General features: G+C 71.1%; 7 protein-coding genes. All 7 read right to left on the bottom strand.

Annotation, left to right across the window (positions count from 1 at the left end):
- Positions 1 to 81: 81 nt before the first annotated feature.
- On the bottom strand, positions 82 to 1,062 hold the full coding sequence (locus tag BLT97_RS06750) for a protein kinase family protein (protein ID WP_176953682.1): 981 nt from the start codon (positions 1,060 to 1,062) through the stop codon (positions 82 to 84).
- 169 nt (positions 1,063 to 1,231) lie between these two features.
- Positions 1,232 to 2,212 (bottom strand): ABC transporter ATP-binding protein, encoded by a 981-nt coding sequence (locus BLT97_RS06745; RefSeq protein WP_093607849.1) that lies wholly within the window; start codon positions 2,210 to 2,212, stop codon positions 1,232 to 1,234.
- Entirely contained in the window at positions 2,209 to 3,294 is a 1,086-nt protein-coding gene (locus tag BLT97_RS06740; protein ID WP_093607848.1) for an ABC transporter ATP-binding protein, read from the bottom strand. Before BLT97_RS06740 ends, BLT97_RS06745 begins: the two co-directional genes overlap by 4 nt.
- Positions 3,291 to 4,235 (bottom strand): ABC transporter permease, encoded by a 945-nt coding sequence (locus tag BLT97_RS06735; RefSeq protein WP_093607847.1) that lies wholly within the window; start codon positions 4,233 to 4,235, stop codon positions 3,291 to 3,293. Before BLT97_RS06735 ends, BLT97_RS06740 begins: the two co-directional genes overlap by 4 nt.
- A gap of 14 nt (positions 4,236 to 4,249) precedes the next feature.
- Entirely contained in the window at positions 4,250 to 5,326 is a 1,077-nt protein-coding gene (locus tag BLT97_RS06730) for an ABC transporter permease (protein ID WP_093607846.1), read from the bottom strand.
- Positions 5,327 to 5,368: 42 nt separating this feature from the next.
- The gene (locus tag BLT97_RS06725) at positions 5,369 to 7,279 is read right to left on the bottom strand and encodes an ABC transporter substrate-binding protein (RefSeq protein WP_093607845.1); all 1,911 of its coding nucleotides are present in this window, start codon (positions 7,277 to 7,279) and stop codon (positions 5,369 to 5,371) included.
- Between the two features lie 347 nt (positions 7,280 to 7,626).
- Positions 7,627 to 10,755, bottom strand: a complete 3,129-nt coding sequence (locus BLT97_RS06720; RefSeq protein WP_093607844.1) for an SCO5717 family growth-regulating ATPase — start codon at positions 10,753 to 10,755, stop codon at positions 7,627 to 7,629.
- Between the last annotated feature and the right edge of the window lie 557 nt (positions 10,756 to 11,312).

The following is an 11,312-nucleotide window of genomic DNA, read 5'->3' as shown; positions in this document are numbered from 1 at the left end:
GGGGTCCGTCGTCGGGTGGCTGGCGGAGGCAAGGGTGGAGTTCTCAGGCGGGTACGGGCATCGGGGATGTCGACACCGGGCTTACGCGGATGCCGGAACGGCTGTTGCCCGTGCCGCCGCCGTACCGGCCCCCGAGGCCGCCTCGGCGCCGAGCACGGAAGCGGCCTGGTGGGCCAGCGCGGCGCCGATGCGAGGAGGCAGCCAGCCAGGGGTGAGCAGTCCGGTGGCGCGGTCGGGGGCCCCGAACCCGGCCGGCTGCTGTACCGAGCCCGGGTCGTCGTCGGCCAGCTCCCTTATGAGATCGGCGAGTTGCATGCGTGCTGCGGGGTCGCGCGCCAGGCACAGTGTCACGGCGGACCGGAGCCAGCCCGGCAGTTCCTCCCGCTCCGGCGATGTGCTCCCGGTGGCGGCGAAGGCGAGTGTCGCCCCCAGCGCGTATACGTCGCCCATGGGCTGCGGCGTCTCGCCCGCCACCTGCTCGGGCGCGAGAACGCTGTGGTCGATCCCGGTAAGGCCGCCATCCGGTGCTCCATCCGGCCTGGCGGCACGCACAGCGCCGTATCCGCCGAGGCGGGGGCCGTCGTGGGCGAGGAGGACGGAGGCGGGTGAGACGCCCGCGTGCGTGAGGTCCTGCCCGTGGATCACGGAGAGGGACTCGGCCAGCGCGACACCGAGGGCGCGCACCGTTCGCTCGGGCAACGGACCAGCATGGAGTGTGAGCGCGACGGGCAGCGGCAGTACCGGCAGATACGGGACGGCGTGCCAGACTCCGTGGCCGGCAGGCGCCAACTCGGCGGCCGGCAGCACCCACCGCCCCACCAGATAGCGCGAGGCGTCCGCCTCGGCCAGGAAGCGTGCGGGGTCACTCCCGGGAAGCGGGCTGCTGAGGAGGACGGTGCGCTCGCCGTCGGGCGTACGGCCGATGCGGCGGACGGCTGGCGGCGGATACCTGTGACCCGCGCCCTTCATCGCATCGAGCGCCGCGAGGACGACGTAGGGCCCGACCTGCTGGACACCCGTCCCGCTTTCTGCCCGGCTCTCCGCCCCGTGCCCGCTCTGCATGTGCAACCACTCCCAGCCCCCGTCGGATCGAGCGCCGTGAGCCTACTAGAGGGGCGTGGCGGGCAAGGGGGCGGGCTGTGGCGGGTGCTGCCCGCCGGGTTCCGGATCGGGCCGACGGGCAGCGTCGGAGCCTGCGTATCTCCATCGGCGGTGGAGTACGCAGACAACCTCAGCCGCGCACCTTGGCGCTTGCCCAATGACAAGCCACCTGCCGCTCCCCACCCCCCGAAAGCACCGGCAGCACCGTCCTGCGGCAGTCCCCGGCCACCCCGGCCCGCTCCGCCTCGCCGGAGTCCAGGACCTGGCAGCGTGCATGGAAACGGCAGCCGCCCGGGATGCGGGACGGGTCCGGGGGCTCGCCCGTGAGGACCACCGGGTCGCCCGGGGCCTCCGGGAGTACGGACAACAGGGCCTGGGTGTACGGGTGTTGGGGTGAGGTGAGGACCTCCTCCACCGTGCCTGTCTCCACGATCCGGCCCAGGTACATCACCGCGACCCGGTCCGCGATGTTCCACGCGAGCCCCAGGTCGTGCGTGACGACCAGGGCCGAGAGGCCGAGGTCGGCGCGCAGGGAGAGCAGCAGCGCCAGGATCTCGCCGCGCACGGAGGCGTCCAGGGACGCCACCGGCTCGTCCGCGACGATCAGTTCGGGGTCGAGGACCAGGGCGCCCGCGATGACGACGCGCTGGCGCTGACCGCCGGACAGTTCGTGCGGATAGCGCAGGAAGAACCGCTCGGGGGGCCGCAGCCCGGCCCGTGACAGGGCGTTCGCCACGGCCTCGCGCTCGTCGCCCGTGTATCCGTGGATACGCAGGCCTTCCGCCACCGCGTCGTACACCGTGTGCCGCGGGTTGAGCGAACCGCTCGGGTCCTGGAGCACCAGCTGGGCCCGCTTGCGGTAGGCCTTCAGGGCCTTGCCGCGATACGTCAACGGGGAGCCGTCGAAGAGGACTTGGCCGGAGGTCGGCGGGACCAGGCCGAGCAGCGAGCGCGCCAGCGTCGTCTTGCCGCAGCCCGACTCGCCGACCAGCGCCACGATCTCGCCGCGCTTGATGTCGAGGTCGACTCCGTCGACGGCCCGGGCTTCCGGGGCGCCCCGCCGGCCGGGGAAGGTCACCTGGAGGCCCGAGGCACTCAGCAACGCACTCATCGTTCACTCCCCACCGAGGCGCCGGAGGCGCCCGCAGAGTCGGCTTCGTTCGCCGGGGCGGCGGCCGGGTCCGGATCCGATGCGCCCCCCGGCGCCGGCGCGTCCGCCGTGTCCGGCACCGACGACGCCTCCGCTCCCCGTACATGCACACAGGCCGCCCGCCACAACTCACCCGCGTCGACCAGGACTTGGTCCCGGGAGGAGCAGATGTCCAGGGCGACCGGGCACCGCGGGTGGAAGGTGCAGCCCGTCGGCAGGTCGGAGGGGTCGGGCGGGTCGCCGGGCAGGCCCTGCGGCGCGAAGCGCGAGGACGGGTCGCCGATCCGCGGGAACGCCGCCGACAGCGCCTTCCCATACGGGTGCTGCGCGGCCTCGTACACCTGCCGGGCAGGGCCTTCCTCGACCACGCGGCCCGCGTACATGACCGTCAGGCGGTCGCAGGTGTCCGCGAGCACCGCCAGGTCGTGGCTGATCATCACCAGGCCGAGGTCCTGCTCGGCCACCAACTGCTCGATCAGCCGCAGGATCTGCGCCTGGATCATCACGTCGAGGGCGGTCGTCGGCTCGTCCGCGATGATCAGGTCGGGGGCGCAGGCCAGCGCCATCGCGATCATCACGCGCTGTCGCTGTCCGCCGGAGAGTTCGTGCGGGTAGGCCTGGGCGCGCGCGGCCGGCAGGCCCACGTGCTCCAGGAGTTCGGCCACGCGTGCCTTGACCTTCCCGGCCGGGGCCGTCTTGTGCAGGACGATCGGCTCGGCGATCTGGTCGCCGATCCGGTGCACCGCGTTCAGCGAGTGCATCGCGCCCTGGAAGACGATCGAGGCGCCCGCCCAGCGCACGGCCCGCAGCCGGCCCCACTTCATGCCGAGGACGTCCTCGCCGTTCAGCAGGATCTGCCCGGTCACCTCGGTGCCGGCGGGAAGGAGCCGCAGCAGCGCGAGCGCGAGTGTGGACTTGCCGCAGCCCGACTCGCCCGCGATGCCGAGCTTCTGCCCGGCCTCCACGGTCAGATCGACGCCGCGTACGGCCCGGGCGCCGTTCGCATACGTGACAGTGAGGTCACGTACCTCCAAGAGGCTCAACGGGCCACCCCCAGCCTGGGATTGAGAACCGACTCGACCGCTCGTCCGCACAGCGTGAACGCCAGCGCCACCGCGGCGATCGCGAGTCCGGGCGGTGCGAGATACCACCAGTGTCCGGCGCTGACCGCGCCCGCCTCGCGCGCGTCCTGGAGCATGCCGCCCCACGAGGTGATCGTGGGATCGCTCAGACCGAGGAAGGCCAGCGTGGACTCGGTGAGGATCGCGCTGGAGATGACGAGCGTGGTCTGGGCGAGGACGAGGGGCATCACGTTCGGCAGGACGTGCCGCAGCATGATGTGCCCGTGCCCGCCGCCCAGCGCGCGGGCCCTTTCGATGTACGGGCGCGACTCCACGGCGAGGGTCTGGGCACGGACGAGCCGGGCCGTGGTCGGCCACGTGGTGACGCCGATCGCGAGGATCACCGTCCACATCGAGCGGTCCATCACGGTCGCGAGCGCGATGGCGAGCACCAGCGTCGGCATCACCAGGAACCAGTCGGTGATCCGCATGAGGACGGTGGCGAACCAGCCCTTGAAGTGGCCCGCCACGATCCCGACGAGCGTGCCGATCGCCACGCACAGGAACGCGGCGAGCAGACCGACCGTGAGGGACACCCGCGCACCCCACACCAGCAGGGCGAGCACGCTGCGCCCGAACTGGTCGGTGCCGAGCGGGAATTCACCGCTCGGATCCTCCATCGGCAGGCCCGGGGCGTCGGTCACGGACTCCGAGTCGGCGCCCACGAGCAGGGGAGCGGCCAGTGCGATCAGGGCGATGAGCACCAGGGCGCCCAGGCCCCACAGGCCGCTGCGGTGGGTGCGGTACTCCTTCCAGAAGCGGACGAAGGACTGGCGCATGCGCGCGGCCTTGAGCGCGCGTGGGCTCCTTGCCGCGGCGGCCTTGGCCGGCGGCTCCGCCGTCCTCGGCGGCTGTGTGGTCATCGGAGGTTCTGCGGTCATCGGCCCACCCGGGGATCGAGCAGCGGATACAGCACATCGGCAAGGGTGTTGGCCAGGATCACCGCGGCCGCCCAGAAGAAGAACAGGGCCTGCACCAGCGGCAGATCGGGACCGGCGAGCGCCTCGTAGAAGAGACCGCCGAGCCCCGGCCACGAGAACACCGTCTCGACCAGGATCTGCCCGGCGACCACATGGCCGAGGTTCACGAACATCAGCGTGAAGGTGGGCAGGAGCGCGTTCGGCACGGCATGCCGGCGCCGTACGACATCGTCGCGAAGTCCCTTGGCGCGCGCGGTCGTCAGGTAGTCGCTGCCCATCTCGTCGAGCAGCGAGGAGCGCATGACAAGGAGCGTCTGCGCATAGCCCACGGCGACCAGGGTGATCACCGGCAGGATCATGTGGTGCGCCACGTCGACGACGTACGCGAAACCGGTCTCGCCGCCGGACTCCAGACCGCCGGTCGGGAAGAGCCCCGGGATGGGCCCGACACCGACCGAGAAGACGATGATGAGCAGCAGGCCGAGCCAGAACGACGGCACGGAGTACAGGGTCAGCGCGAGGGCGCTGTTGAAGCGGTCGCCCTTGCCGCCGTGCTTCCAGGCCGTCCGCGTCCCGAGCCACAGGCCGAGCGCGGTGAAGAGGATGTACGCGGTGCCGGTGAGCAGCAGCGTCGCCGGGAGCGCCGCCGTGATCTTCTCCATCACCGGTGCGTGGAACTGGTACGACATCCCGAAGTCGCCGGTCAGGGCGTCCCCGATGTAGTCCAGGAACTGCTGCCACATGGGCTGGTCGAGGCCGAACTCCCGGCGCAGGTTCTCCAGTTGCTCGCTGGAGATCGGGCGCCCACCCGTCATGTGCTTGACGGGGTCGGAGGGAATCAGGCGGAAGAGGAAGAAGCTCGTGACGAGCACGGCGAACAGGGAGACCGCTGCCCCCAGGATCTTCGTCGCCGCATAGCGCAGGTACGCCTTGGTGTTGCGCGCGCGTGGTCCGCGGCCGGCCGACGGCCCGGCATCTGCCAGGCCGTCGGCTTCCGCGCTGTGCACGAGCGCCGGAGTGCTCTCAGCTGTCATGGGACTCTCGTTACTCGTGCGGACCCCGAGGGGCGCTGGCGATTACTCGCGGTCGTCGGCCGTGGCCGCGCGCCGCCGCGAGAACAGGAACACGGCACCGCCGAGCACGAGCACACCGACGACGACACCGATCACGACGCCGGTGGAGCCGGAGTCGTCACCTCCGTCGCCACCGCTCGCACCACCGCTGCCGGCGCTCGCCGGCACCGCCGACCACCAGCTCCAATACCCGTCCTGGCCATAGATGTTGCCGGAGGCCTCGGGCATCGTCTTGATGGACTTGATGTGGTCCGTGCGGTACGCCTCGACCGCGTTCGGGTACGCGATGATGTTCATGTAGCCCGAGTCGTACAGCCAGGACTGCATGTCCTTGACGGTGGCGGCCCGCTTGGCCGGGTCGTATTCGGCGAGCTGCTTCTGGTAGAGCTCGTCGAACTTCTTGTCGCAGATGAAGTTGTCGGTGGCCGCGCTCTCCTTGGCCTTCTCCGGCAGCGCCGCGCAGGTGTGGATGCCGAGCACGAAGTCCGGGTCCGGGTTCACCGACCAGCCGTCGAAGGCGAGGTCGTACTCACCCGCGTACCAGGGGACGGAGACGTCGTCGAGGCACTGGACCTCCAGGCCGATGCCGAGGTCGCCCCACCACTCCTTCAGGTACTTGCCGATGGCCTTGTCGTTGGGGTCGGTGGCGTGGCACAGGATCCGGAAGTCCAGCGGCTTGCCGTCCTTGCCGACGCGCTTGTCCCCCTTCTTCGGGTAGCCGGCCTCGTCGAGCAGCTTGGCCGCCCGCTCCGGGTCGTACGCCAGCTTCTGGCTGTCGCTCGGCTCCCAGAAGTAGTCCTTGAAGCGCGGCGGGATGTAGCCCGCGCCCTCCACGGCGTGCCCCTGGAAGACCTTGTCGACGATGGTCTTGCGGTCGACCGCGAGGAACAGCGCCTGGCGCACCTTCTGGTCGAGCAGCGCGGGGTGACCGTCGCCGAACTTCTCGCCGCCCTTGGTGCGCGCACCCGGGTTGGTGGCGATGGCGAAGAACCGGCGGCCCGGACCCTCGTTGACCTTGATGTTCTTCTGACCCTTGAGGCTTGCCGCCTGAGCGGGCGTCAGCGCGGGGGCGCCGGCGACGAAGGACACCTCGCCCTTCCTGAGCGCGGCCACCGCGGCGTCCTGGTCCTTGTACGTGCGGAAGACCAGCTCGTCGAACTTCGGCGCACCGCGCCAGAACTTCTTGTTGGCCTTGAGCTTCACGTACTGGTCGGTCTTGTAGTCCGTGAGCACGAACGGACCGTTGCCGACGATCGGGAACTTCTCGTCGTTGTTGAACTTCGAGTAGTCCTTGACGTCCTTCCAGATGTGCTCGGGCACGATCGGGACGTCGAGGGCGGTCATCGTCGCCTGCGGCTTCTTGAGCTCGATCACGAGCTCGGTGTCGCTGGGCGCGCTGACCTTCTTGAAGTTCGCGACGAAACTGCCGTTCGCCTGGGCGGCGTTGTCGTCGGTCATCATCTTGTTGAACGTGAAGGCCGCGTCCTTGGCGGTGGCCTTCTTGCCGTCCGACCACGTGGAGTCGTCGCGGATCGTGTACGTCCACGTGAGCTTGTCCGCCGAGGACTTCCACTCCGTGGCGAAGCCCGGAATGGTCTTGTTGTCCTTGGGGTCGTAGTTGGTCAGGTACTCGTACATGAGCCGGTGGATGCTCGTACTGACCAGGCGCTGGGCCAGGAACGGGCTCAGCGAGTCCACGCTCTGCGCGAGCGCGACGGTGAGGGTCTTGCCGCCGGCCTTGGCGGGGGCCACGGCCTGCGGTGCGTCGGCCGGGGCGGCGGGCGCCGCGGGCGCTGCGGCGAGACCTGCCGTCAGGGCGAGCGCGGCGACACCGGAGGCGAACAGGGTCCGGCGCCGGCGCCGGTTCTGCGGTGGGGATTCGGACTGCGGGTCGTGCTGATCTCTTACGTTCATGGGTCGGTGACCTCGCGTCATCGCTCGCATGGAAACGGCAGGAACAAGCGCCGAAGTGTCTGAGTGGTCTGTGTGTCTATCAGCGGTGGTCTAAACATGTCAACGGTCGCCGTAGGGGGGTTGGCCTGCGGGAACGACCTTGAAGGGGTGGGGAGTTGGGGGCCTCGGGAACGGCATTGGTCTAGTCACGTGAAAGTGCCCGGGAACGCCGAACGGCCGTGCAGCTTCCGGACGTCGGATCGACGTCGGTTTGCACGGCCGTTCGGCTTGTGACGGTCTTTCAGGGCCCGCTAGGGGGCCGATTGTTGGGGGTGGACGCTCGCGAGCAGCTGCCCTCCGGGGGCGGATCACGCCTGGGGCGGCATCCCTCCCGGCGGCACGGGGCCCTGAAGGTCCCCGCCCGGCTGCTGCGGCTGGGCGGGCGGCAGGGCACCGGGGGCGGCGGGCGGCGTGGGGGCCGCGGGCTGGGCGGGTGCCGCGGGTGCGGGTGCCGCCGGCGGTGCGGGCTGCTGCCAACCCTGGGGTACGCCGGCGGAGTTGGGCCCTGCGGCCTGCGGGGGCTGCTGCTGCGGATACGGCTGCTGGGCTCCGTACTGCTGCGGGGGCTGGGGCTGCTGCGGGTAGGGCTGGCCCTGCTGCGGCATGGGCATGGGCTGACCCGGCAGGGGCTGACCCGGCATGGGCTGCTGACCGGGCATGGGCTGCTGTCCCGGCACCGGCTGCTGCTGGCCGGGCATCGGCGGGGCGACATGCGGGGGCATGCCCGTCCCGTTCTGCGTCCACAGGCCCTGCTCCTGCTGCGCGCGCGCGAAGTCCTCCGCGACCATGGCGGAGAGCGTGAAGTACGCCTCGCGCGTACGCGGCCGCATCATGTCGAGGTCGACCTCGGCGCCGGCCGACAGGTGCTCGTCGAAGGGCACCACGACCACACCGCGGCAGCGGGTCTCGAAGTGCTGCACGATGTCGTCGACCTTGATCATCTTGCCGGTCTCACGGACCCCCGAGATGACCGTGATCGACCGCGAGACGAGGTCGGCGTAACCATGCGCGGACAGCCAGTCGAGCGTGGTGGACGCGGAGCTCGCCCCGTCCACGGAAGGCGTCGAGATGATGATCAACTGGTCGGCCAGATCGAGCACTCCACGCATGGCGCTGTAGAGCAGACCCGTACCCGAGTCCGTCAGGATGATCGGGTACTGCTTGCCGAGCACGTCGATCGCGCGCCGGTAGTCCTCGTCGTTGAAGGTCGTCGAGACCGCCGGGTCCACGTCGTTGGCGATGATCTCGAGCCCGGAGGGCGCCTGGGAGGTGAACCGCCGGATGTCCATGTAGGAGTTGAGATACGGGATCGCCTGCACGAGGTCCCGGATCGTCGCCCCGGTCTCCCTGCGCACGCGGCGGCCGAGCGTACCGGCGTCCGGGTTGGCGTCGATCGCGAGGATCTTGTCCTGCCGCTCGGTGGCGAGCGTGGCACCCAGGGCCGTCGTGGTCGTCGTCTTGCCGACACCGCCCTTGAGCGAGATGACGGCGATCCGGTAGCAGGAAAGAACGGGAGTCCGGATCAGATCCAACTTCCGCTGCCGCTCGGCCTCTTCCTTCTTCGCACCGAGCTTGAAGCGCGAGGCGGCACCCGGCTGGCGGCTGCTCTTCGTCTTCTGCTTCTTGTTGATCAGCCGGTCCGAGGACAGCTCGACGGCGGCCGTGTACCCGAGCGGCGCACCACCGGTCACCTGCCGCTCCCGCTGGTCATGCGTCACCGGCTGCGGCCAGGCGGCCCCGGCGCGGGGGTCGGCGGGCTGGACGGGGGCGGACTGGGCGGGGTTGGGCACGGGCTGCCCGGGGTGCGGTTGGCCGGGGTGGGGCTGGCCCGGGGTGGCCGCCTGACCCTCGGCGGGCAGGCCGCCGGGGTGGGACTGGTAGGGCTGGGGCTGCTGGTTCGCGATCGGGGCCGGGAGGTTGGGGTTGGGCGCCGGGGGAGCGGCCGGTGAGCCGGGGGTGGCGGGCGCGGCGGGCATGGCGCCTGGGACCGGCTGACCCGGCACCGGGGCTCCAGGTGCCTGGTGCGCGGGGGCCTGCTGACCGGGGGCGGGCTGACCGGGGGTCGGCTGGGGGAAGCCGTAGCCGGAGCCGGGGGCGGCCGGGGGGTGCTGGGGCGCGCCGGTCGGTGCGGGCGAGTTCGCGGGTGCGGCAGGGTGCGGGAACCCGTAGCCGCCCGCGGGCGCCGGGGGCTGACCCGGCGCGCCGGGGTGCGGGAATCCGTAACCGGGCTGCGGGGGCTGGGCGTTGGGCGGCGTGGCCTGCGGGGTGCCGGGCTGCGGGAAGCCGTAGCCGGCGGCTTGGCCACCGGCTGGCGACGGCACCTCCGAGGCGGGGCCGGGCACCGGCTGCTGCGGCGCGGCCGGTGCGGGCCAGCCGGGAGGCGTCTCCTGTACGGGCTGCTGCGGGGCGGGCCACTGCGGAGCAGCGGCCGGGGCCTGCGGCACACCGTCGGCGGCGGCCGGCTGGTACGCGGGCGGCAACGGCGGCAGCCCACCTTCGCCGCCGGGCGCGGCAGCCCAGGCCTGCCCGGCCGACTGGGCCTCGGCGGCAGGCGCGGGAACGGCGTCCTGCACTTCGTCGGCACCCGCTTCCGCTTCCGCATCCGCACCTGCATCCGTCTCCGGTGCATCTGCCTCCGCGGTCACGTCCGCATCGCCTGAGCCGGCCTCGCCCTCACCGGCACCACTCTCTCCGCCTTCAGCGGAGCCATCCTGAGCGGCCTCGACCTCGGACTCGGCCTCTGCACCCGCCGGCACGGAATCCTGCACGTCGAGGTCGCCATCGGTGGGCGCGACCGCGGCAGACTCCGCCCCTTCACCGTCCGCACCAGCCGTGGCATCCGTATCCGCATCCGCGGCCGCATCTGTGCCTGCGTCACCGGAAGAGGAACCGTCGCCACTGGAGGGCACACCGATCGAATCCACAGCGGCCTTGGCGGCAGCCGCCCGCTCCTCGATCTCCCGCTTCAGAGAAGCAGAGGAGAACCGCATGGTGGCGCCACTCTCGAGATCACCGTTCCCACCGGACCCGGCTCCCTCCTGATCCGCGGACGCAGAGGCGACCGGCGCAGCGGGGACCTCCGGCTCGGCGGGCGCGACAGGCACCTGGGGCTCGACGGGCACCGAGGGCTCAGCGGACGGAGACGCAGGCTGGAACCCGCCCCCCTCGGGCAGCCCCGGCACAGCCACGGGATAACCGGAAGGCGGCGGGGGAGGCGTGGCGGAGAACCCACCGTGCCCCGGCGCGGAAGCGGACACATCACCGGTCGACGCACTCGCACCGCTCGCACCGCCGGAGCCCGCAGCATTCTGCGTGTACCAAGCAGGGGGCGTGTAGTCGATGGTGAACTCGCCCGTCATCTCGACGGACTCCGCGTCGGACTGATCATCGACGGGTGTGTTCCAGCCCCCGTGGATCCCGTCCCGATCGCTGTTCACAATGCCTCCTGGTGTGGTCTAGCACCCTGCGTGCCGTGGTGGGGCGACTCGTATCGCCGATACAGCCGCCATCGTCCGATCCCGGCTCTCCCCCTGGGACGCACCCGACCCGCGCACAGGTTCTGATACGTCTCCGCCCCCAGCCTAACTATCAAGACCGTCAGTACGGCAGGCCGGACAGCCCACTCTCGACTGTCCCGTACGTCACGTCCTGCCCACACCCACCCCGGCCACGCCCGGCACGTAACCAGGCGACGCCGCACAAACGGATCAGATCCACCCGTTCCGGCGAGTGACCTGGATCGCGTGCGCATGACGCGCTCACCTCCCGCCCGAATTGCAATCGGGACGCTTGACCCCGACGCCCTCCCACCTTGAAGAGGCAGGCATAGTAGGGCGCGGCCGGTCGCCGAGTTCGCCATCGGTCACATCATCAACTGCCGCAAATGCGTGGCCTTTCGAAGGTCCGAACTGCCGATTGAACGGGGATCCCATGACGCTCTCGTCGCCTCCGCCTCCGACACCCCCACAAGGGTTCGGGCCGCCGCCTTCCCCCT

The sequence above is a fragment of the Streptomyces indicus genome, from assembly GCF_900100315.1.
Classification (GTDB): Bacteria; Actinomycetota; Actinomycetes; order Streptomycetales; family Streptomycetaceae; genus Streptomyces; species Streptomyces indicus.
This window is presented reverse-complemented; position numbering and strand designations above follow the sequence as displayed.

Excerpts from the sequence above, each read along its gene's own strand:
- BLT97_RS06745 (WP_093607849.1), bottom strand. The coding sequence starts at position 2,212 with ATGAGTGCGTTGCTGAGTGCCTCGGGCCTCCAGGTGACCTTCCCCGGC.
- BLT97_RS06730 (WP_093607846.1), bottom strand. The coding sequence starts at position 5,326 with ATGACAGCTGAGAGCACTCCGGCGCTCGTGCACAGCGCGGAAGCCGAC.
- BLT97_RS06750 (WP_176953682.1), bottom strand. The coding sequence starts at position 1,062 with ATGCAGAGCGGGCACGGGGCGGAGAGCCGGGCAGAAAGCGGGACGGGT.
- BLT97_RS06725 (WP_093607845.1), bottom strand. The coding sequence starts at position 7,279 with ATGAACGTAAGAGATCAGCACGACCCGCAGTCCGAATCCCCACCGCAG.
- BLT97_RS06735 (WP_093607847.1), bottom strand. The coding sequence starts at position 4,235 with ATGACCACACAGCCGCCGAGGACGGCGGAGCCGCCGGCCAAGGCCGCC.